We start from the raw sequence: 22732 nt of genomic DNA on the forward strand, positions 1-22732 counted from the left end.
CCTATTTCTCCTTTCCCTGTTTCAAGTGAGTGTCCATGCTGCCGGACCTGAATCCCTCCAGATCCACCGTAATGTATGTAAAGCCTATTTCTTTCAGCCGCTTTACCGCAGCCGCTCTGTTTTTGACCAGACCGGGAAGATCTTTCTCGTCCACTTCGATCCTCGCCGTATCTCCGTGAATACGGACACGAACATTGTAAAAGCCCAATGTTCTCAGAAACTTCTCCCCTTCCTCTGCCATCTTCATTTTCTCCCAAGACAGTCTGGTCCCATAGGGAAATCTCGTGGCAAGACAGGGACTTGCCGGCCGCTCTGCCACAGAAATCCCATATTCCGATGCCATCCTGCGGATATCGGCTTTGGTCATCCCGGCCTGCACAAGAGGACTGAGAATTCCCAGCTCTTTTACTGCCCGGATTCCCGGACGGTAGGCGTTCAGGTCATCCGCATTGGTTCCTTCCAGTACAGTCTGTATCCCCAACGCTTTCGCCGATTTCAGCAGTTTTGTATACAGATATCTCTTGCACAGATAACACCTGTTTTCCGGATTGTCCATGATCCCCGCATGGGAAAGTTCATCCACATGAATGACACGGTGAACGGCTCCCGCTTCCCCGGCAACTCTCTCCGCAATTTTGGCATCCCCAGACGGGTGAAGTTTTGTCACCATCGTAAATGCCGCCACCTTTTTCCCGGTTTTCTCTGCCGCAAGGCACAGAAGCTTTAAGAGCAGGCTGCTGTCCACTCCTCCGGAAAAAGCAAGCGCCACATCTTCCTTTACAAAGCCTCTGACTGCCTCTTTTAAATTTGCGCAGTGTTCCTCATATCTGTCCATAGCATTCCTCTTCGATCCTTTGGTAGGTTTCCTGGAAAGAAAGCCCGTTCTTTCTGCACAGTTCCCTGACACTCTCATACTCCGGATAGGCTCTCATTCCGTTTTCCATAAAACACACCTTGATCCGGGCTTCCCCCAGAGAAGTCTTCACTGTTTTCACCTGCCGTTTCAGTACACTTCGTTCCATCTTCTGTCTGCGGATGCCGATGGTCGTCGTCTCCCGGAAAATGATCCCCTCAAGTTTCTCTATGTCTTCCTCCTTGCAGATAACATTGAGCTGATAGGCCGGTCTGTTCTTCTTCATAAATACGGGTGTATAGTGGACATCTCTTGCCCCTGCCTTCATCAGCCGCTCCATCACGTATCCCAGCGCTTCCCCGGTACAGTCGTCAATATTGCTCTCCAGCTTGTATATATAATCGCCGGCGCTTCCGTCTTCTGTTTCCCGGATCAGCATGGCCCGCAGCAGGCTCGGCCGTTCATACTCTCTCTTTCCGGCCCCGATCCCGGTTTTCTCGATCACAAACCGCTCCGGCAACCGGGCGGAAGTCCGGATGGCCGCTGCGATAGCGGCGCCGGTCGGAGTGACCAGTTCTCCCTGCACATCCGTCATGTGCAGGGGAATGGAGTATTTAGACGTGACGGCGGTAACTGCCGGAACCGGGACCGGGATCACACCGTGCTGGCAGCGCACAGACCCGCTTCCCTCACAGAGCACAGGAATAATGACCTTGTCAATCTGAAGGTTGTCGAGGCAGACAGCTGCTGCCGTAATATCCACGATAGAGTCCACGGCTCCCACCTCATGAAAATGGACCTTTTCTATACTGGTCCCGTGAGCCTTGGCCTCCGCCTCTGCGAGTATCTCAAAAATTCTCACCGCCTTCTCTCTTGCACCGTCCGTGATCTGTGCCCTGCAAAGGATCTCAAGAATTTCTGCGAGCCCCCTGTGTTCGTGGTCATGAGAATGATGTCCGTGATCTCCGTGAGAATGGTCGTGGCTGTGTCCGTGAAGATATTCCATATCGTGGTCGTGGTTCTCATGTTCGTGATCCAGAATCACATGGAAATCACATGCGTCCAGCCCAGCCTTTGATACTCTTCTCACCTCTGTCCGAACTCCCTTTACAGGAAGGCTTTCAAGAGCCTCTGAAAGGACCTTTTCATCGGCCCCGAGATCCAACAGAGCCGCTGTCATCATGTCGCCGCTGATCCCCGAATAACATTCTAAATAAAGTGTCTGATTCATGATCGTTCCCCCAGTCTGTTGATCTGTGATGCCATGTAGCCGGCACCGTATCCATTGTCAATATTTACAACCGCAATGCCGTTGGCACATGAGTTAATCATCGTGAGCAGAGCCGAAATGCCGTTCAGACTGGCCCCGTAGCCCACAGAGGTAGGCACCGCGATCACCGGCTTGTCAACAAGTCCACCGATGACACTTGCCAGAGCGCCCTCCATTCCCGCCGCCGCAACGACACAGTTGGCACTCTGAATCACATCCAGCCGGGACAAGAGCCGGTGAAGGCCGCTGACTCCCACATCATAGATGCGGTCCACGTGATTGCCGAAGAACTCCGCTGTCTGGGCCGCCTCCTCGGCCACAGAAATATCCGCCGTGCCTCCTGTGCATACCGCAATCTTTCCAATCTTCTTTTTCCCGGGCTTTTCAATCTTCATAATGCGGGATACTGCATCGTATGTAAGTTCCGGAAGTTCCTGCCGGACAAGTTCATACTGTGCCCGGGAAGCTCTCGTTCCGAATACTTCCCCGTTCTGTTCCCATAATCTCTGAAAAATACTGACCAGATGGTCATCAGCTTTACCGCTGCAAAAGACAACCTCGGCAGCTCCGTTCCTTAATTTTCTGTGGGTATCCAGTTTGGCATACCCCATATCCTCAAAGGGCTCCCTGCGGAAAAATGCTTCTGCCTCCCCAACGGACATTTCTCCCCGGCTGACTTTTTCTAATACTTCATGTGCTTCCATCTCTGCGCACTCCTTACTTTTTTATTTGAAGGCCGCGGCATCTTCCTGCCGGCCACTGTGTGCTCCTGAATTTACCATATCACCTGGAGCTCACTCCAAGTCAATATTTTTTACAATCTTCCTTAATTGGTCCAACCAATATTATCATATTTTTTCACCAGTGGGAAGACTGGTGAAAAAATCAACTCTCTTATTCTTCTTTTGCCCATCCGTATGAATAGCGGACTGCCCGTTTCCATCCGGATACTTTTTTCTCTCTTTCTTCCTCACTGATCTGAGGTTCAAAGACACAGTCGATCTCCATGTTCTCGGACAGCTTCTCTTTGCTGTCCCAATAGCCGACTGCAAGGCCTGCCAGGTATGCCGCTCCCATAGCTGTCGTCTCCACACAGGCCGGACGGTGTACCGGGGCACCGCTGATATCTGCCTGCATCTGCATTAAAAGATTGTTCTGGCTGGCGCCTCCGTCTACCTTGAGAGAACTTAAATGAATGCCTCCGTCGGCCTCCATAGCCTTCAGCACATCGTTGACCTGAAATGCAATAGACTCTAATGTCGCCCTGATAATGTGGCACTTGTTGACTCCGCGGGTAATGCCGAGGATCGTTCCCCTGGCATACTGGTCCCAGTGAGGAGCACCCAGTCCCGTAAACGCCGGCACTACATAACAGCCGTTGCTGTCCTTCACTTTTTGGGCCATATACTCAGAATCCTGGGAAGAATCGATGAGTTTTAACTCATCCCTCAGCCACTGGATGGCAGCTCCCGCCACAAAAATAGATCCTTCCAGCGCATAGTCCACCTTACCGTCCAGGCCCCATGCGATCGTTGTCAAAAGCCCGTGCTGAGAATTCACCGGCATCCGGCCCGTATTCATGAGAAGGAAGCCTCCCGTACCGTATGTATTCTTGGCTTCACCCGCCCTGAAACAGGTCTGTCCGAACAGAGCCGCCTGCTGGTCTCCCGCCGCGCCAGCGATAGGAACCGCACCGCCGAAATATGACGGGTCTGCCTCACCGTATATCTCACTTGACTGGACAGGTTTCGGAAGCATCGCTTCCGGGATATCAAGAATCTCAAGGATCTCCTTATCCCATGTGAGATCTTTGATATTAAACAGCATGGTTCTGGACGCATTGGAATAATCCGTCACATGGACTTTTCCTTTTGTGAGTTTCCAGATCAGCCATGTCTCCACGGTTCCAAAGAGAATCTCTCCCTTTTGCGCCCTCTCCCTTGCTCCTTCCACGTGGTCCAGAATCCACTTAACCTTCGTCCCGGAAAAATAGGCATCGATAATCAAACCGGTCTTATCCCGTATCTTTTCTTCCAGTCCCTGTTCTTTCAGGGAATCACAGAGCTCTGAGGTCCTGCGGCACTGCCACACAATAGCGTTGTAGATCGGCTCCCCTGTCTCCTTGTCCCAAAGGATCGTAGTTTCCCTCTGGTTGGTGATGCCGATGCCCGCGATCTGTTCCGCCGTGACACCGATCTTCTGCATGGCCTCCACCGCCACTCCAAGCTGCGTAGACCAGATCTCTCCCGCATCATGCTCCACCCATCCCGGATTCGGAAATATCTGAGTGAATTCCTTCTGAGCCACACTGCAGATCTTGCCCTCTCTGTTGAACAGGATACACCGGTTGCTCGTTGTTCCCGCATCCAGTGCCATAATGTATCTCTCCATATTGCCCTCCTAGATCTCCATTATTTCTCTGTGCTCCCACACGTTATGTCTGATTTATTATAGCATATTGCACAAATATATCCAACAGAACAGCAATTATTTATAAACTTTTCATCCATGCAGAAGGACGCAGACAAATCCTCTTCATTAGATTACGACCGGTCAAACACCGCCAGGGATGTTACCCCTCCGATGATCAGGGCGAATCCCAGAACATCCACACCGACAAAGACCTCTCCCAGCAGCAGCGCGGACATGACTGCCGCCACCAGCGGTTCCACACACGCAAACATACTGGCTCTCACGGGTCCCAGCAGACGGACGCCTTCCAGATAACATCCAAACGGAATCACCGTTCCGAAGATGATAACGGCCAGTGCCAAAAGGACCGTTGTCATATCCCATATACCGGGTACATGAAAAAATCCCGTCACAGGTATCATAAGAAGTCCCCCTATAAACATCCCCCATCCCACGGTCTCCATGGACCCAAATTCATTGAGGAGCTTTTCCGGCTGAATGTTATAGACAGCCAGAGCCACGGCAGCCGCAAGTCCCCAGAACAAAGCCCTGCCTGTGACGGCCAGGCTTCCCGGATCTCCGTGAGTCGCCAGCAGGAAAACACCGGCTATAACGCAGACTAAAACAATCACTTCCAGACGCTTCGGCTTTCTCTTTTCCACTGCCAGACAGAACAGCATGATCAGCGCCGGGGCAATGTACTGGAGCACCGTGGCTGTCCCCGGGTTAGAATACTGGATTGCAAGAAAATAAGACATCTGGCAGGCTGTCATCCCAAACAGACAAAATACCAGCTGGCTGACTGCCGTCCGTTTCTTTTTCCATACACGGAATATATCCCCCTTCTTCTGGACTGCCGCCAGCATAAGCATAAGCAGTCCTGCTGACAAAAGCCTCAGCGTCACAAGCCAGACGGCCGTGAGCTGCTTTTCGTCAAACAGATATTTCCCGATAATCCCGGAAATCCCCCAGAAGATTCCGCCCAGCATCGTAAAGATTACACCTTTTGTATTTTGGTTCATAGGTTTCTTAAATCCTTTCTTTTGTAGTTCAGTTTATTATAATATAAAACAGTGATATCGTCTTGCGAATTTTTTAAACTTCCATCACTATTTATACACAATTCACAGATACTATAAAGACAGAATCGGAAACATCGTTTTTATAAAGAGGTATCCTATGGAAACAAAAGATCATTACGCCCTTTCAAAACTGCTGGCCCGCCGAATGTTCCTGGACAAGCCCAAAACATTTGCATTTATTCTGGGAAATGTTCTGCCCGATTTCAATCTTTTCTCCTATCTGGGCGGCTCCAACGCCGCAGATCTGCAAGGACACAGTTATGACTCCCGCAGACATCTGATGGATCAGGCTTATTCGTCAGGCTTTCGGAATACTTTTACGGGCTGGTTCCGGGCGGGTGAGATGATGCATTATCTCGCTGATTCTTTTACCCGTTCCCATAACAAAGAATTTCACTATTCTCTGAAAGAGCATATAAAATATGAACGCCGGCTCCACCTGGTCTTCTCAAACTATCTGAGAACGGACCAGGTCAGCCGGCGTATAAAATCTGACTCAGGCATCTGCGGATTCGAACCGTGGCTTAAAAACCTGCACCGGCAGTATATCCGCTCCACCTCAACACCGGGAAATGACTGCCGGTATATTCTTCATTCAGCCCTTATCGTTTGCAAAGGACTGGCACAGAAAAATGAGTTTTTGTCCGGGAGATATCATACAGTAAACCCACTTTTATAAATTTCCCAGTCGATATGTTTGAATACATTAAAAACTATACCTTATCACGCAAAGCGCGTCCACCCGAAGGGTATGAAATACGGGATGCCCTGTGGGTATGACATTTTCCACATGATTTCCGTTCGGCTCTTAGAATGCCTCACTCCAATCATGTAGAAAATGGACGTAATATCTGTTGGCACAGGCTGCTTAAAGACAAAAAGCACCATCTGCGATAGTTTTCCCTTTTTTCATAGCAGAAAAACAGGAAGTCCTTTCGGATCTCCTGCTCAGTGATGCTTCTGTGAAAGTAGCGATTATTAAGTTGTTTTATGTTCTATACAAACTGGAAGTTGGCTTGCCTATTTTCTTAAAATCTCATGTGGGGCTTCTATTTCATTTGCCAAGGTATGCTCTGTTAATTCTGACATCAATTTCAGCTTCTTATTAATCAATGGCCGCATACAGTTAGGAACATGTTCTTGATGCGCCCTGTGGATTGCTACACATTCCTTACAGTTTCCATGATAACGACAGGCTTTCAGACAAGGACAATGGTCTTTGTCTTCATATTCCTTGCGGAATTCTGCTGCGAATTCCTCTTGCATCCTCAACCCCTCAACACGGTTTCCCTTATGAAATTCTGCCATTGCGTCCAGTTCCTTCTGGTTCCCTTCAATCTTCATATTGTTGAATCGCCTTCCTTCTTTTATAATTTTCTATTGATAAAATTATGAGTCGTTAAATTTTCTTTCACATTTTCCTATCTTCCGAACAAGAAGCCTCTCTATTGCAGTTCGGTCATTTGCGATTTCTCATTTCTTTCAATTATTCCTCAATTTCTGATAAATCCATGTTTTCCCATCCATAACGGATAATAGATATAATCATAGATACTTCACTAACTATTTCATCTAATATTCCAGCCCAAGAACCAACAACGATATCATATACAATCCACAACGGTGAATTGATCAACATTCCAACTATACGGATTTTCCGTGCGTTGTATGTGTATCCACCTATCGTTGCTGCAATATTGGCAACAACCGGAAGTATCGACCACCATCCGTTCCAAGTAAAAACCAGCGTTGTTACCTGCAATATGCAGAGTATACAACATACCAATCTGCCTTTCAAAAAATCATTCTTACTTCCCAAGCAGAAAGAACGCACTGTATTCAATATATAGCTTATCCCACCAGTAATTGCTCCTAACAGCAATAAATGTATGGTATAACATAAATAAGAAACAAATTGAACTTGAAACAGTGTTTTATTATTTCTACACTGATAAGATAAGAAAAATAAAATGGTTCCCCAAAATCCTATTCCCTGTATCAACAAAAAACGCATTTACATTATTACCTCTCAAAAATCTGATCTCCACTTTGATTCCCAGTTCATTACATATTCTTTTTCGCCAGTGAATTCATCCATCATTTCACACTAAATAGTAAACCCTTCTCTTTGGTAAAAAGACATTGCCCTGACATTCTTCTGATATACGTTTAACTGTAATCTGACTTTTTTATCCTTGATATAATCCAACAAAATTTTGCCAATACCATGTGACTGCATTTCATCAAAAACAAAAATACCCTCAATATATTCATTTCTTACACCTACAAAGCCTTGAATTATTTTATCATCTTCATACACGTAGACTTCCGCCTGTGGCAACATTTCCTTCACTAATTCATAATTACTTGTCCAGTATTGTTCAGAAATAAAAAAATGTACTTTCAGATTGGTCTTTAACCATATGTCAGCAACCCTATTTATATCTACTTTCTACAAATTTCTAATCATAACGGTCATTCTCCATCAAATTTGATTATGGCACGATTAACTTAATTCGGTAAATTCCGATTTGTAATGTTTTCTCACTTTCAAAATCATACCATACCAGATGTAAAAATTCTATGTGATGATACGCTCAATTTACCGCAAGTAATTTTTCGTAGATTTCTTTATCTAAGTCTTTGTATACATTAAAGATAACTCTCTCAATCCTTGTATCCACAGCGAGAACATCTTTGACTGTCTTAATCGCAATCTCGGCTGCCTCCCGGTTTGGAAACATAAAAACGCCGGTTGAGATACAGCAAAAAGCAATGCTCTTGCACCCGGATTCAGCTGCAAGCTGTAAACAGGAACGATAGCAGGACGCGAGCTGCTCTTTCTGCTGCTCACTTGGATGTCCCGTTTCGATGATTGGGCCAACGGTGTGAAGTATATATTTGCACGGCAAATTGTATGCTGGTGTAATCTTCGCCTGCCCGGCAGGTTCTTCGCGGCCTTGTTTCTGCATAATCTCATTGCATTTCAGACGCAGGGCAATACCGGCTTTTGTATGCACGATATTATCGATACAGGAGTGCAAAGCCCGGAAACATCCACACATCTGACTATTCGCTGCATTTACAATCGCATCACAGTTTAACACGGTAATATCACTTTGCCATAATACAAGACGCGGATATTGAGGAACCACGGGAAGGGATGCCGCATCAACAACTCCTGCTGCATCACGTTCATCGGACAAGTAGTTATCCTGCACTTCCATAAATTCGCGGCTGACAGCCTTTGGCGGTCTAACATTCATTAAACTGCGCAGCAGCAGTTTTTGCTGCTGCACATCTTCTGGAATAACTACATCTTTATATTGAATATCCTCATCAAGAAGTTTCTGAATCAGATATTTTCTTTGCTCGTCATGTGTCATTTTTTCTTTCTCCCTTCCTGATGTTTTTACACCCCATCAGTGTAACCCCCATATCCACTTCTTAATTGCAAGAATTCTTTTTTTCGTCAATCAAGTCAATTTTCTGACTCGAAACACAAATATCTATAAGTTTCCCAATATCCCCGTCAATACAAATCGACTGCGCTTCTATTTCCCTTGGAGAGTACGCTTCCCCGGAATTGACACAGACATAGACTGCCTTTGGATTCTCCGCAGTCATCTGCCAGAAAGGGTACTTTATAATCCCCGGTGTATTCATTCCGACGCCAAGTTCCAGAAACAGAATTCTTTTACCTCTGTTCTCACTGAGAAATCTTTTATACCGTCCGGCCGCCTCATGCCACTTCTCATCTTCTATGAAATATTCATCTTTCCTAATGTTTACTTCCATTTCTCCGCCGCAGACCGGACATTTTGGTATCAGGGACTTTGGTATCCTGCAGTTCCTCTGCTCCCGTACCATGGCCCTCACCTGAGTCTCATTATCGTAGAGCTTCGGATGGCACGCTTTTTTACACTGAAACAGGCCGTAATCTCCCTGGACGGCAAAAATTCTCCGATCCTCAAATCCGGACAGCCAAAACTGATGATCTACGTTGGTTGTCAGCACGAAATAATTTTTATCTCTCACTGCCTGAAACAGATCTGTATATGCTTTTCCTGAGGGCATATCATATCGGTTTAAATAAATATGCCTGCTCCAGTAAGCCCACTTTTCTTCCGGGGAAGGAAACGGATAAAAACCTGCGGAATACATATCTCTGAGTCCGTACCGCTCTATGAATTCCTTAAAATTCTTCTCAAACCGTTCTCCGGAATACAGCAGTCCGGCTGCCGCCGACATCCCTGCGCCTGCGCCAATTACAATGGCTCCTGCCTGCGAAAGCTTTTGTTTTAACACCCTTTGATTTTCTGTCCCCATATTTCATCCCCCTTTTGCACCTTTCATTCTCTTCTTTTATTCTAATCGGTCTTCCATACTCCGTAAACCACGCACAAAAAGGTGGCATGGTATCCAAAAGATACTATGCCGCCGCCAGGTTACTTATTGTATTTCTAAATGGGAAGATATAAAATAAACATAGCAAGGAGGAAGTACACAATGTCAAAAAAACGAAACATCCCGGAATGTCCTGTGGAAATGACACTGCAGCTGATCGGTGACAAATGGAAGGTCTTAATCATACGTGATCTTTTGACCGGAACGAAACGGTTCAGCGAACTGATGCGCTCCGTGACCGGAATCACGCAGAAAGTCCTGACCAGCAATCTGCGCTCTATGGAAGCCGACGGACTGGTAAACCGGAAAGTCTACCCTCAGGTCCCTCCGAAAGTAGAATATTCTCTCACTGAAACCGGCCTGAGCTTAAAACCGATCCTGGACTCCATGGTGCAGTGGGGAACCGAATACAGAGACAAAATGCACCGCAGTGAGACCTCATTTCTTTAACACCACATCTATGATCACGTATTCACAGTGGCCTCCCGTGCGGATCGGATACCCCCATCCCGCCATGCCGGATGTCACCACGGTCTGGAGGTTCCCGATCTTCCGGTAACCATAGTTGATCTCATTGATTCCAAGAAGCTGCATCAGCTGCCCGGTCGGCCAGATCTGCCCGGCATGGGTATGTCCGGACACCTGAAGATCGATGCCCTGCCTGTTATTTTCCTTCAGATCTCCGGGCTGGTGATCCATCAGGATTCTGAAACTGTTTTCCGGTGCATCTTTCATGATCTCTTTCAGACTCTTCCGGTCCCGGTCACCGGCATCCTTTCTCCCGATGATACAGATATCCTTCCCTGTCTTAAACACCTCATCCTCCAGCACACGGACTCCGGCTTTTTCTAACGTATTCCTGAGATAACCAGAAGTGTACTCCGGCTTTTCCCTGTACTGATTGGAATCATGATTCCCATATACATAAAAACTTCCATAAGTACTCTTCATATATCCCAAAGCTTTGGCCGCCCGTTCCATCTCTTCTCTCTTTGTATCCTCATCGAAGATATCTCCAGTCAAAAGAACCAGATCCGGCTCCTGACTCTGTATTTTGCCGCACCAATTCTCCAGATCTTTGGCACTCATCGTAACACCCAGATGGATGTCTGACATGAGAGCTATTCTGAGCGTTTCCTCCTGCTGTATCTTAGGAGTCCCGATCCTGTAACTGGTCTTCTTAATCTGCTGCATATTAATATATCCGTAGGAAAAGACAACCGCAATGATGAGAAAAGACAGTATCCCGCTTCTGTAAATCAGATCCCATTTCTTGAAAACAAACGGCGTTCTTTTTAAGAGAAGATTGATCAGCTCAAGGACCAGAGAGACTCCCACAAGATGCAGGACCGCCACTCCTCCCCATCCATAGGCCGGCCATGCTGAAAACACACAAGCCAGTGCCAAAACCGCACTCACCACTTTCACTATGCGTACGTCTCTTTTTAAGAAAAGGCTTAAAATCCTGCGGAAGAAAATATATAAATAAATCCCTGCCGGTATGAGAATCAGGATCGGCAGTATAAAAAATAATAAGTACAATGCGAATTCTCCTTTGGCTTATTGTGCGAATATTTCAGCGGCTTTTTTCATGTTTTCAATGATGGACACTTCAAACGGACACCGATTCTCACAAATACCGCATCCAATGCACTCTGATGCCTTATGTTCTAGAACCGCATAGTGTTCTCTCACTGTTTCAGGAACATCATCCTGAGCCTTTGCCAGATTTAAAAACTTAGTGACAGAGGCCACCTCAATTCCCTTCGGACAAGGCGCGCAGTGGCCGCAGTACATACAGTGGCCTTTCCAGCTGATATTCGGAAACTCAGCCAGGGCACGGGCGTAATCCTTCTCATCTTCGCCTGCCTCTTCATACCTCAGACTGTCTGAAAGTTCTTCGGCAGTGTGAGCCCCAGCCAGGACAGATGCTGCGGCAGGCCTGGTAAGTGCATAGTGAATGCATTGACTCGGTGTCAGCGCTCTGCCTGCGGGTGATAATTCCTCACTCAGCAGATCCCCTCCTCCGAAAGCTTTCATGACGGTAATGCCCACACCCTGTTTACTGCACATTTCATACAGCTCCTCCCTGGCCGGGTCCATATTCACAAGATCCCCTTTATAATTTTTGTCATCCCATAATGCCTCACAGTTTTCCCCGGCGGGCTGCAGATCATAGCAAGGATTGATGCTGAACATAAGAACCTCGATCTCTCTGCTCTTTACAGCTTCCATGGCAGCCTCCGGATTGTGGCTGCTCAGCCCGATATGGCGAATCTTTCCCTGAGCCTTCAGTTCTCTGGCATACTGCATGACCGGGCCCTCGTATACTTCCTTCCAGTCTTTTAAGGAATCTACATAGTGTATCATCCCTACTTCCAAAGAATCGGTACATAGTCTTTGAAGCATATCTTCGAATCCTTCCCTGACTTCATCAATCTGTCTGGTGCGCTTATATTGTCCATCCTTCCAAATCGTACAGAGATGCCCCTGAAGGAAATACTCTTCTCTCCTTCCTTTCAGCATCTTTCCGATTCGATCTCTGAGATCCGGATCAGGCGTATATAGGTCTAAATAATTTATTCCTTTTTTCTGTGCCAGATTTAAGAGTTCTTCTGTTTCATGTTCGTCTTTTCCTACAAAGCCCTCACATCCAAGCCCGATCTCACTGATCTCAAGCCCTGTATTCCCAAGCATACGATATCTCATATTATTTGTCCCTGACCTTTCTTCATTTCAGTGGTTTTCTCTATCATAGCACTTGGAGCTCACTCAAAGTCAACAATTTCCGAAAAAAGGAGCCCTGAAACTAATCAGGACTCCTTCTGCATCATTCTCTCTTATTTTTCCGGCGCTAAAGTATCGAGAAGATATTCTTCTGCCTCTTTGCACCACACATTGTTGTTTGCCTTGCAGATCTCCGCCAGATGTGCAAACATTTCGTTTTCTTTTCCCAGTTTCTCAAAATCTTCGATGGCAGTCAACTCCATCTTGATATGAGGGTAAATCAGCTTTTTGCCTCCCGGAAGCTTCGGCAGATTCAGGATCGTATCCGGCGCCGCGTCAATGCCTCCGATGTGTGTAACCATGTAAGACGGATTGATCTTTCCTGCCGCAGACAATTCCAGAGACTCGATCATATCCGCAGGCGCTCCCCCTGAAGTTCCGCAGATATGGGTTCCTTCATAGTGGACATTGTAGAAATTATACTTTGCCTTGAAGTTGTTGTCCGTAGGACCTGCAAAGAAATTCAGGCAGCCGTCGTTTCCTAAAAGGTCGTCTCCCATCTCGATGAGAGATTCTACCGGTGCGAATACAAATACCTCATCGTATCCCTTTCCGCCGTTTAATTCTTTCAGTTCTTCTACCGCATTTTCTTTTCCTGCAGTGTTCACATAGATGAGTTCCACGCCCTTAGATGCCGCATCCTCCGGAGTGATCAGGGATTTTGCCCTCTCAAGCCTTTCATCATTGATATCTGTTACAACGATGCGCTTTGAATTGTACGGTCCATTTAATGCATAATCAATGGCTCCGATTCCCATCGGGCCAGCACATCCTAACAGCGCAACACTTCCACCGTCCTTTAATCCCATTCTGTGCTCATACACATATGGTGTTGTGTGGTAGGTAGCGTGAAATGCCCCGATGATACATGACATCGGCTCTGCCAGAGACGCATTTGCAAAATAATCACCGTCATATGGAAGTACGCATCCAATGTCGATGGAAACCTTCGGAATGATGCAGTAAGTTGCATTTCCTCCATAGTATTCGTAGCTGTATCCGGCAGAATATCCGCTCGGAAGTCCCATAGCCGGCTGAAGTACGAATTTCTCTCCCGGCTTGAAGCGGTCTTTCAGCTTTTCTCCCACTTCTACGATGTATCCGCCAAACTCATGGCCGGTAATCGTCGGGTGCTCCGGACTCAGATCATCCGGCACTCTCTTGTGCTCCCCGCCTCTCAGTGCCGCCTTATAAGTTGAAAGGCAGATGCTGTTTGACACAACCTTTACCAAAAGTTCTTCTTCCCCGATTTCCGGAAGCTCCACTTCTTTTACATATACCTGATTTTTCCCTGCCAGAACTGCTGCTGTTGATTTCATCCTTTATCCTCCTATATAATCTCCGTCTGCTTCTACTTTTAACATCAGATCCCCGTCCAGAGAAGTCTCCAAAACCCTTCTCACATTCACGCTGTCGCTGTTTATGTACCAGTCCTCTGCCTCTTCTCTCGTAAGTCCGCCCTTCATCTTTCTTCCGATCAGCCGTTCCTTTAACGTCTCTTCTTCTGAGCGGATCATTATTGTATAATCTGCGGTATCCTTTAATGTCTTCCACGGCTCCTCGTCAAGAAGCAGCCAGTTGCCTTCGATCAGCACAATGTCCTTCGTGATCTTTTCTACATCTTCCACCACATCGTGGATGTTTCTGTCATATATGGGCCACAGAATGTCCTCTTCTTTAATCTTTTTCAGCTTGTCTTCCAGTTTTTTAGTATCGTATGTTTCCGGGCATCCCTTGACTTTCTTCATCGGCACTTCTTTTCCCATCACGACCGCATTGTGGGAATTGATGTAATCTGAATGGTAGTGGAAACCGTCCAGGCCTATAGCCTGTATCTCTGTCAGATCTTCATGCTGCAAAGCCAGATATTCCAGAAACTTGGACAATGTCGTCTTTCCCACTGCCGGCGGCGCCGCCAGAAATACGATCAGTCTCCGGCCCAGTTTTTTCTGCATCCCGGTGAGCTTTCTCAGCATGGGCAGAAAAATGGTTTCTATGGCTTCCCCGCTGTAAACCGTATTGATCTGAAATCCGTTGACATCAAACACATACTCTTTCCAATTTTTCATGATCTACCTCATTAAATTTTGTTTACGTTGTTTTATGTCCGTTTATTTTTGTTTTATGGGTAAATTATATGATTTCTTCATTGTCATGTCAATACTTTGCCCTAAATTATGTTTGTTTCTGTTGTTTTGTTTTTGTTTATGTGGATTTCAATTTGAAATGAATCTGAGAATCTGTTATGATAAATATAACAGCAGAAAAGGAGGAACCGACATGGGAAAACTTCTCGCAAAAGAACGGCAGAAGGAAATCATTGAATATATCAACAGCACGGGAAGTGCAAAGATCGGGGAGCTCGCGGACAAGTTTGAGGTGACAAAAGAGACGATCCGGAGGGACCTGACCCATCTTCAGGAGATCGGAGCCATCGAGCGCAGCCACGGCGGGGCTACACTGATCTCCAGTTTCCGTCCCATTCCTATAGAGACACGGATCAGCGAAAACAGCGCCGTCAAATATGCTCTCTGTGAAAAAGGCCTGGAACTGATTCCGGAACAGGGCGTCATCTATCTGGATGCCGGAAGCACCATGCAGTGCATGGCAAAGCTCCTGAGCCAAAAGTCAGGCTATACTATCGTCACAAATTCCATCAATACAACCTATCATCTGAATAACGGAAACAATGTGACGATTCTCACCGGAGGCCAGCTCAATCCCAACAATATGTCCACAGAAGGATTTCAGACGACCAATTTTATCAACACAATCAAGGTGGATATCGCATTTTTAGGCACCAGCGGCTTTGAACAGCACAACGGTCCTGCGGTCTCTGAATTTACGGACGCCCAGATCAAGCAGGCGATCATTCCCCAGTCCAAGATCATTGTTGTCATCTCCGACAGTTCCAAGGCACATATCTGTTCTCTGGTACAGTATGCCAACTGGAAAGATATCGACTACTTTATAACCGATAAAGATTTGCCGTCCGCCACTTATAAGACACTGAGCGAATTAACGGAAGTTATCCTGGTATGACATTTTCCACATGATTTCCGTTCGGCTCTTAGAATGCTTCACTCTAATCATGTAAAAAATAGATATCCTATTTACCGGAGGAGGAGTTCTGTCTCATCTCAGAAAAACCGGCACCAGAAAATTAATTCCGCTGCCGGTCTGCTATTATTTATAAAGTTTTTAACACTTCGATGACTTCTCCCGCTGTCTTTGCTTCCAGCAGTTTTTTCCTGAAATCTGCTTTGATCAGATTTCTTGAGAGTGTTGCCAGCGCCTGCAGGTGCAGGTTGCTGTCTGTATCGGTGGCCGCTATCATGAAAATCAGGTGTGCTTTTGTCCCGTCTTCGGCTCCGAAATCAAATCCTTTGTCAGACTTTCCGAAGGCCACCCGTGCAGTTTTTACTGCTGCGGTCTTGGCATGCGGGATCGCGATGTCAAATCCGAGTCCTGTGGAGGACTGCTCTTCTCTTGCATAGATCGCTTTTTTATAAGCTTCTTTGTCGGCGAGCACTCCGCCTTCGTCCAAAAGGGTTACCATTTCCTCAATAATCTGATCTTTTGTCTCACCCTGTAAGTCAAGATTCATTGTTGATTCATCAAATAATTCCATAATTTCCATAAAAGTTACCAACCTTTCTTATACATTATCGTGCGAAGCACGCCAAGCCCCAAGGGCATAAAATACGGGATGCCCTTTAGGGTAATCTATTATTTCTGCTCTACATCCTTTGCAGTGAGAACATAAAGTACTGCTCCTACTACAGAACCTGCCAAGATACATAATACCCATGTTACAGCCGGATGTACTAACGGAAGGATTAAAAATCCGCCATGAGGTGCAGGAACCTGAACTTTCATCACGTAGGAAAGAATCGCTGAGATAGAGGAACCTACCATCAGAATCGGCAGTACTCTCACAGGGTCTTTTGCCGCAAATGGAATCGCACCTTCTGTGATGTGGGTACATCCCAATACATAGTTTACAAGTCCTGCCGCACGGTCAGCCTTAGTAAATTTCTTCGGTGCGAAAGTAGCTGCAAGTGCGATGATGAGCGGAGGTGTGATACATGCCGCAGATACACCTGCCATAAAGTAGAAGTTACCCTGAGCTAAAAGTGTTGTTCCTGTTACATATGCAGCTTTATTTACCGGACCACCCATGTCAAATGCAGACATACATCCAACAGCGAGTCCTAAGATGATTGGGCTTGAGTTCTGGAGTCCTGCCAGGAAGTCCATCATTCCCTTGTTGATGCCTGAAACCGGCCCAGCAGTAACCTGCATCAGAATACCTACAACCGCCACTGTAATGATTGGTATAAAGAAAATAGATTTTAAACCTTCAAACTGTCTAGGCAGTCCTTTTAATGCATTTACAACAAATTTACAAAAATATCCTGCAACGAAACCTGCGATAATGGCTCCGATAAATCCTGAACCGGTATTATTGGCGATCATACCGCCTACAAAACCTGCGATCATACCAGGGCGGTCACCGATGGACTGAGCGATAAATGCCGCCAGCACAGGAACCATCATTCCCATAGAAGTACCGCCGACTGTCTTGATCGTCGCAGCGATTACATTGTACTGATCTGAGCTCGGATCGAAAGAATAAATACCCCATAAGAAAGAGATTGCTGTCAGGACACCGCCGGCTACAACAAACGGAAGCATATGGGATACACCATTCATCAGGTGCTTATAAATCTGATGTCCGATGGAATCTTTTCCTTCTTCTGCTTTTGTTTCTGTACCCTCTGCTTTTACCTGTCCGCCTCTTACGGCAACATTTCCATTAAGCATTTTCTGTACTAATTCTTCTGCCTTGCTGATTCCGTCTGCAACCGGCACTTCGATGACCGGTTTACCGTTAAAACGGTCCATATCTACATTTTTATCACAAGCTACGATAATTCCGTCACATTCTGCAATGTCTTCAGCAGTCAGTTCATTCTCCACACCGACAGCTCCGTTTGTCTCAACCTTCATTTCGGCACCCAGCTTTTCGGCAGCTTCTTTCAAAGCTTCCTCAGCCATGTAAGTGTGGGCGATCCCGGTTGGGCATCCTGTAACACCTAATAGTTTTTTCATATCATTTCTCCACCTTTCTTATTTTGATGTTGTGAAAGTAAGTATCTACTTTGGCAAAATCACCGAGCGCGTTGCTCTCCGCCACGTTTGCCCCTGTGGCAGCAGAACGCTTCAATGCATCCTCAACATTTTCCGGATGACCAAGCCAAAGGCTTAAAAAGCTTGCCAGTGCGGCATCTCCCGCACACGCCGAGCTTAATAACTTAACCGGCTGGGAAGATGAATAGTAAACATCTTCTCCGTTGCTGAAATATGCTCCCTTGCTTCCGAGCGTCAGCAGTACATTTCTTGCTCCCTGTTCTTTCAGGAAGGTAAGAACATGAAGGATATCTTCCTCGTTCTTAATTTTAATTCCGAAGATTTCTTCGATCTCTTCGTCATTGGGTTTGATCAGCAAAGGTTCGTATTTCAATAAGTCTTTTAGTTTCGGAGAACTGATGTCGAGTACAACATCGACGCCCCTCTTTTTGCATATGGATAAAATGCTTTCATAAAAACTCGGTTCGATTCCGGGCGGAAGACTGCCGCTGATCACCAGACAGCTCAAATCTTCGGCCGTCTCAAACAGATGCAGCATCTCGTCCTGCTGATCTCTCCCCACGAAGGACCCGCTGTTGACAAATTTGAATTCTCCCTCTCCATCATTCAAAAATATATTGATCCTTGTCGTGTCATCAACCCAGACCGGTTTCACCGGAACCTGTCTCTTTTCCAGTTCCTCTACAATATATTTTCCCGAAAATCCTCCAAAAAATCCGGTTACCGTGGAATCCACCCCATAATGTTTCAATGTAAGAGTCACATTGACACCTTTTCCATTGGGTGTGTAAACCGTATCGAATGTACGGTTTACCTTGGCACGTTCCATTCCTTTTGTGGATATGTTCATATCGATGGCAGGATTTGTAGTTAAGGTATAAATCATACTGCTCCTCCATAGAATACAATTTCTTTTTACAGTTTTCATTATAGACAAGTATTCCATGAAAATCTTTTCATATCCTGAAAATAAACTTTAAATTACTGTTTTGGAAATAAAATTTACAATAGTTACTTTTTATTGGTAAAATATAGAAGAAACTCTCAATATCAAAAAAGAAAAGAGACATCCATGGATATACTTTACAATTTACTGCCAACAGCAATTTTCATAATTTCTTTTTTAATCAAAGCTATTTTATGTACAGCTCTCATAGCGACAACTGTCCTGCTTTTTAAAATTTATAAAATATTAAAGTCAAAATAAGAATAATATAGAGGGAACAGAGAAATTTATCGTTTTCTCTGTTCCCTCTATATTTTCTAATCCCTGTGTTCAATATTTTCTACCAGGAAATCCACCAAAATTCTGCACATGATATACAGCGGAAGCCTGGATGTCACCTCATAGTTTCTGATCGCAATATGGGAATGTTTATACCCAAGCCATGTATAGTCCGAATACTCAAACAATTCACTGGAGCTGCTGCAGCACAGAGTGATCACTTTGCAGCCCCGAAGCTTTGCATTTCTCGCCGACTCGATCAATTCCTTCGTCTCTCCGTTCAGAGATAAAATGATTACGACTTCGTCTTCCTGAAGATTCTTCGACATAATTCTCATAATCTGCGGGTCTTCCACATCCACCACAAAAAAGTCCAGTACCTGAAGCTTCATGCTCAGTTCCTGTGCCACCAGGTGTGTCGGTCCCCTGGAGAATATCAGGACCCTCTTTGCATCCTTCATGGTGTGCAGAATATTCAGCACATTTGGAATAGACATGTGCTCAATCACGGAAGTCGCCTCAATCAGAGACTTGTTCATGATTTCATTCAAGTCTTTCACTTCTGTATTTTCCGTCTTCGCCGTTAATTTATACCGAAGCTCGTTAAACCCATTGATCCCGCATTTACGGATGGCTCTGGACACAGTTGCCGGGGAAGAAAATGTTTCAAATGCAATATCTACGATGGACAGTTCTGAGAGCTTGTCTTCATTGTCATTAATATAATTGACAACTCCCAATTCGGTCTTGGAAAGATTTTCGGCAATCTTGCTGTTTATCTCAATAATCATAACTCGTCCTCCTGTCTGTGTGAAAGATCTTTTTTATTATACATGATTTTCATCCGTTTTCATAACTTGAAAAGATTTTCACAGCTGATTTTTTTATAATGTAAATGGTTAAACTAAGACAAAAAGCAGGAAAGCTTTAGGAGGATGAATATGAGTAAGATGGTATCAACCAGACATATGTTATTAGATGCACAGGAAAAACGATATGCCGTGCCGGCATTTAACATTCACAACTTAGAGACGATCCAGGTCGTGGCAGAGACTTCTGCAAAGCTTGGCTCTCCGATCATTCTGGCAGGTACTCCGGGCACATTTTCTTATGCAAACCGTGATTATCTTCAGGCGATCGTCGAGACAACTGCTAAAAAATATAATGTTCCGGTGGCACTTCACCTGGACCACCACGAAGAATTTGACGCCATTAAAGAATCTATTGACCTGGGCACAAAATCTGTAATGATTGATGCTTCCAGCCTTCCATATGAAGAAAATATAGAAAAAGTAAAAAAAGTCGTGGCCTATGCTCATCTCCACGACGTTACCGTAGAGGGAGAGCTCGGACGTTTAGGCGGACGCGAGGATGATCTCGTAGTAGACGAAAAAGACTCCATGTACACAAATCCTGCACAGGCTGCCGACTATGTGGCCCGCACAGGCATTGACTCTCTGGCCGTAGCCATCGGTACTGCCCACGGTTTATATAAAGAAGAACCGAAGCTTGACTTTGACCGTCTGGCAGAGATTAGTGAGGAAGTATCTGTACCGCTTGTGCTCCACGGCGCATCCGGTGTCCCGGGCGACGCTGTGAGGCGTGCCATTGAGCTTGGAATCTGTAAAGTCAACATTGCTACAGAATTAAAAATTCCTTATTCTCAGGAACTGAGAAAAACTTTGGTTGAAAATCCTGAAGCCAACGATCCAAGGATTTATACAAAGGAAGCAAAAGAAGCAATGGCAGCTGTTGTAGAAGAAAAAATCAGGATGTGCAACAGCCAGAACCGTTACTAAATTGAAATAAAGATATTGATACCCGGCCTTATCATTTACAGGCCGGGTTTTTTTAACATTGGGGCGTCTGATTCCTCTTGGCCAGATCGAGAGCGACCCTTTTCCCAGTCTCTGTGACGGCAAGTCCCGCCTGACTTGTCTCTTTGAGTCCTCCAGGCATCATTTCCCCGATTTCTCCCATGGCATCAATTACCTCGTCAAAGGGCACTCTCGTAAGAATTCCGGCCATCGCCATATCTGAACAGGCCACTGCGCTGACGGCTCCCGTTACATTTCTTCTGATACACGGTATTTCCACCAGTCCTCCCAGAGGATCACAGACCAGTCCAAGCAGACTCTTCATGGCAAATGCTCCTGCCGATAAAATCTGTTCATTACTCCCTCCCCGGATGGAGGTCAGTGCCGCCGCACACATCGCAGACGCAGTCCCGACCTCCGCCTGACAGCCTCCCTGTGCACCGGAGATACTGGCTCTGCGGGCTATGACCTGACCGGTCCCGGCGGCCATGAACAGCCCCTCGGTCATCGTTCTCTCCGGTATCCCATAAAACTGTTCATATGTCAGAAAGACTGCCGGCACCACGCCGCAGGCTCCTGCCGTGGGTGCGGCTACGATCCGTTTCATGCAGGCGTTGGATTCTCCCATCTTCAATGCTCTTGTGACGACCATCCCCATGAAGCCGCCGGAAACGGCTTCTCCTTCCCGGACCAAACGTTGCATGTTTGCTCCGTCACCGCCGGACAGGCCGCTGAAAGATTTTAAATTTTCCTCATAGTCTGTATCCGCCTGTTTCATGGCTTGATAGCGCTCCCTCATCTTATCCATTGTCTCTTTCATGGAAACACTGCGCTCTTTCATATCTTCCTCCATGACCGCTTTCCAAAGAGGAATCTTCCCCGCGGCTGCTGCCTTTTCCATATCTGCCATTGATTCAAAGCCCATATTTCTTCACCTCAATCCATACCCGCCAGACTGGCGGCTTTTTGAATTCCTTTCATGTTCTCAATCATTCTCACCGTTTCTTCCGGTATCTCCTGGTCACACTCCAGCACCATGACCGCACTGCCGTTTCTCTGGTCCCTGGAAAGCCGCATGGACGCAATATTTATTCCTGCATCCGCAAGCAGAGAGGCAGCAGCGGCCACATGTCCGGGGCTGTCTTCGTTGTGAACGATCAGTACAGGGATATCCCCGGAAAAAGTCGTGGAAAGGCCATCCATCTGACAGATCTCCACTCTTCCGCCCCCGGGAGAGCTGGCCACAATTTCAAGGTTTCTTCCGCTTTCCCCTGTCAGGCGCAGCTTTACACTGTTTGGATGAACATCTTTCAGATATGCTCTCCCAAATGTCCACTCCATTCCCTGTTTCCTGGCCAGCTCAAAACTTTTCGGAATCCTCAGGTCATCCTGTGCCATTCCCAAAAGTCCCGCGATGACTGCCCGGTCTGTGCCGTGTCCGGTACCTGTGGCCAAAAAGGAACCGTGAAATAAGATCTCAGCTTTCTGGACCTGCTCGCCCAAAAGCTTTCTCGAAATCAAGCCGATTCTGACAGCTCCTGCCGTATGGGAACTGGACGGGCCTACCATAACCGGCCCCATAATATCATATAAATTCATAAGTTTTTCTCCATTATCTCCAGTCAACTCTGGAAAGGCTTCCTTCCGACAATGGAGAAAAACTATCGCAGATGGTGCCTTTTGTCTTTAAGCAGCCTGCTCCAGCAGTTATTACGTCCATTTTCC

General features: G+C 46.2%; 23 protein-coding genes and 1 pseudogene. 4 read left to right on the forward strand and 20 right to left on the reverse strand.

Annotated features, from left to right (window positions below; all coding sequences use genetic code 11):
* Position 1: 1 nt before the first annotated feature.
* The 5 genes from larE to QVP35_RS11945 all read right to left on the reverse strand — a co-directional run bounded on the left by larE (position 2) and on the right by QVP35_RS11945 (position 5557).
* Positions 2-835: an ATP-dependent sacrificial sulfur transferase LarE gene (gene larE / locus QVP35_RS11925; RefSeq protein WP_022261189.1), complete on the reverse strand. Its 834-nt coding sequence runs from the start codon at positions 833-835 to the stop codon at positions 2-4.
* On the reverse strand, positions 822-2084 hold the full coding sequence (gene larC / locus QVP35_RS11930) for a nickel pincer cofactor biosynthesis protein LarC (RefSeq protein WP_009289238.1): 1263 nt from the start codon (positions 2082-2084) through the stop codon (positions 822-824). The genes larE and larC overlap by 14 nt, the downstream gene beginning before the upstream one ends.
* Positions 2081-2827 (reverse strand): nickel pincer cofactor biosynthesis protein LarB, encoded by a 747-nt coding sequence (gene larB / locus QVP35_RS11935; RefSeq protein ID WP_006567423.1) that lies wholly within the window; start codon positions 2825-2827, stop codon positions 2081-2083. Before larB ends, larC begins: the two co-directional genes overlap by 4 nt.
* A 190-nt stretch (positions 2828-3017) precedes the next feature.
* On the reverse strand, positions 3018-4514 hold the full coding sequence (gene glpK, locus QVP35_RS11940) for a glycerol kinase GlpK (protein ID WP_009289239.1): 1497 nt from the start codon (positions 4512-4514) through the stop codon (positions 3018-3020).
* A gap of 152 nt (positions 4515-4666) precedes the next feature.
* Positions 4667-5557, reverse strand: coding sequence for a DMT family transporter (locus QVP35_RS11945; protein ID WP_009289240.1), 891 nt, complete (start codon positions 5555-5557; stop codon positions 4667-4669).
* A 157-nt stretch (positions 5558-5714) separates the two neighbouring features.
* On the opposite strand from QVP35_RS11945, the gene QVP35_RS11950 reads away from it, so the two are divergent.
* The gene (locus QVP35_RS11950; RefSeq protein WP_009289241.1) at positions 5715-6296 is read left to right on the forward strand and encodes a zinc dependent phospholipase C family protein; all 582 of its coding nucleotides are present in this window, start codon (positions 5715-5717) and stop codon (positions 6294-6296) included.
* Between the two features lie 341 nt (positions 6297-6637).
* On the opposite strand, the gene QVP35_RS11955 is transcribed toward QVP35_RS11950, so the two are convergent.
* From QVP35_RS11955 to QVP35_RS11975, 5 genes and pseudogenes are all read right to left on the reverse strand, one after another.
* Positions 6638-6961, reverse strand: a complete 324-nt coding sequence (locus tag QVP35_RS11955) for a hypothetical protein (RefSeq protein ID WP_009289242.1) — start codon at positions 6959-6961, stop codon at positions 6638-6640.
* A gap of 142 nt (positions 6962-7103) precedes the next feature.
* The gene (locus tag QVP35_RS11960) at positions 7104-7631 is read right to left on the reverse strand and encodes a YgjV family protein (RefSeq protein WP_009289243.1); all 528 of its coding nucleotides are present in this window, start codon (positions 7629-7631) and stop codon (positions 7104-7106) included.
* Between the two features lie 15 nt (positions 7632-7646).
* Positions 7647-8060, reverse strand: a pseudogene (locus QVP35_RS16650) (GNAT family N-acetyltransferase).
* 154 nt (positions 8061-8214) lie between these two features.
* Positions 8215-9003 carry a protein-ADP-ribose hydrolase gene (locus QVP35_RS11970; RefSeq protein WP_009289245.1) on the reverse strand — a complete coding sequence of 263 codons (789 nt, stop codon included), beginning with the start codon at positions 9001-9003 and terminating at the stop codon, positions 8215-8217.
* A gap of 61 nt (positions 9004-9064) precedes the next feature.
* On the reverse strand, positions 9065-9946 hold the full coding sequence (locus QVP35_RS11975; protein ID WP_009289246.1) for a hypothetical protein: 882 nt from the start codon (positions 9944-9946) through the stop codon (positions 9065-9067).
* A 180-nt stretch (positions 9947-10126) separates the two neighbouring features.
* Here QVP35_RS11975 and QVP35_RS11980 point away from each other — a divergent pair, with 180 nt between their 5' ends.
* Positions 10127-10474: a winged helix-turn-helix transcriptional regulator gene (locus QVP35_RS11980; RefSeq protein WP_009289247.1), complete on the forward strand. Its 348-nt coding sequence runs from the start codon at positions 10127-10129 to the stop codon at positions 10472-10474.
* On the opposite strand, the gene QVP35_RS11985 is transcribed toward QVP35_RS11980, so the two are convergent.
* From QVP35_RS11985 to QVP35_RS12000, 4 genes are all read right to left on the reverse strand, one after another.
* Entirely contained in the window at positions 10463-11566 is a 1104-nt protein-coding gene (locus QVP35_RS11985; protein ID WP_009289248.1) for a metallophosphoesterase, read from the reverse strand. The two genes, QVP35_RS11980 and QVP35_RS11985, sit on opposite strands and share 12 nt — an antisense overlap.
* Positions 11567-11584: 18 nt before the next feature.
* Entirely contained in the window at positions 11585-12733 is a 1149-nt protein-coding gene (locus QVP35_RS11990; protein ID WP_009289249.1) for an aldo/keto reductase, read from the reverse strand.
* 131 nt (positions 12734-12864) lie between these two features.
* The gene (locus QVP35_RS11995) at positions 12865-14130 is read right to left on the reverse strand and encodes a zinc-binding dehydrogenase (RefSeq protein ID WP_009289250.1); all 1266 of its coding nucleotides are present in this window, start codon (positions 14128-14130) and stop codon (positions 12865-12867) included.
* 3 nt (positions 14131-14133) lie between these two features.
* Positions 14134-14880 (reverse strand): nucleoside/nucleotide kinase family protein, encoded by a 747-nt coding sequence (locus QVP35_RS12000; protein WP_006567434.1) that lies wholly within the window; start codon positions 14878-14880, stop codon positions 14134-14136.
* A gap of 211 nt (positions 14881-15091) precedes the next feature.
* On the opposite strand from QVP35_RS12000, the gene QVP35_RS12005 reads away from it, so the two are divergent.
* Positions 15092-15853, forward strand: a complete 762-nt coding sequence (locus QVP35_RS12005) for a DeoR/GlpR family DNA-binding transcription regulator (protein WP_009289251.1) — start codon at positions 15092-15094, stop codon at positions 15851-15853.
* Between the two features lie 148 nt (positions 15854-16001).
* Here the strand turns inward: QVP35_RS12005 and QVP35_RS12010 are convergent, their stop codons facing one another.
* From QVP35_RS12010 to QVP35_RS12025, 4 genes are all read right to left on the reverse strand, one after another.
* Positions 16002-16451: a PTS sugar transporter subunit IIA gene (locus QVP35_RS12010; protein ID WP_006567437.1), complete on the reverse strand. Its 450-nt coding sequence runs from the start codon at positions 16449-16451 to the stop codon at positions 16002-16004.
* Between the two features lie 89 nt (positions 16452-16540).
* Positions 16541-17926: a PTS fructose transporter subunit IIC gene (locus tag QVP35_RS12015; RefSeq protein ID WP_006567438.1), complete on the reverse strand. Its 1386-nt coding sequence runs from the start codon at positions 17924-17926 to the stop codon at positions 16541-16543.
* Between the two features lies 1 nt (position 17927).
* Positions 17928-18851 (reverse strand): 1-phosphofructokinase, encoded by a 924-nt coding sequence (gene pfkB, locus QVP35_RS12020; RefSeq protein WP_022261191.1) that lies wholly within the window; start codon positions 18849-18851, stop codon positions 17928-17930.
* Between the two features lie 377 nt (positions 18852-19228).
* The gene (locus QVP35_RS12025) at positions 19229-19981 is read right to left on the reverse strand and encodes a MurR/RpiR family transcriptional regulator (protein WP_006567442.1); all 753 of its coding nucleotides are present in this window, start codon (positions 19979-19981) and stop codon (positions 19229-19231) included.
* Positions 19982-20131: 150 nt separating this feature from the next.
* Between QVP35_RS12025 and QVP35_RS12030 the strand changes: the two genes are divergently transcribed.
* Positions 20132-20989 (forward strand): tagatose bisphosphate family class II aldolase, encoded by an 858-nt coding sequence (locus QVP35_RS12030; protein ID WP_022261192.1) that lies wholly within the window; start codon positions 20132-20134, stop codon positions 20987-20989.
* Positions 20990-21041: 52 nt separating this feature from the next.
* On the opposite strand, the gene sdaAA is transcribed toward QVP35_RS12030, so the two are convergent.
* Entirely contained in the window at positions 21042-21932 is an 891-nt protein-coding gene (gene sdaAA, locus QVP35_RS12035; protein ID WP_006567444.1) for an L-serine ammonia-lyase, iron-sulfur-dependent, subunit alpha, read from the reverse strand.
* An 11-nt stretch (positions 21933-21943) separates the two neighbouring features.
* On the reverse strand, positions 21944-22606 hold the full coding sequence (gene sdaAB / locus QVP35_RS12040) for an L-serine ammonia-lyase, iron-sulfur-dependent subunit beta (RefSeq protein ID WP_006567445.1): 663 nt from the start codon (positions 22604-22606) through the stop codon (positions 21944-21946).
* Between the last annotated feature and the right edge of the window lie 126 nt (positions 22607-22732).

Origin of the sequence: Anaerostipes sp. CAG:276, from assembly GCF_000432215.1 — a bacterium.
Lineage (GTDB): Bacteria > Bacillota > Clostridia > Lachnospirales > Lachnospiraceae > Anaerostipes > Anaerostipes caccae.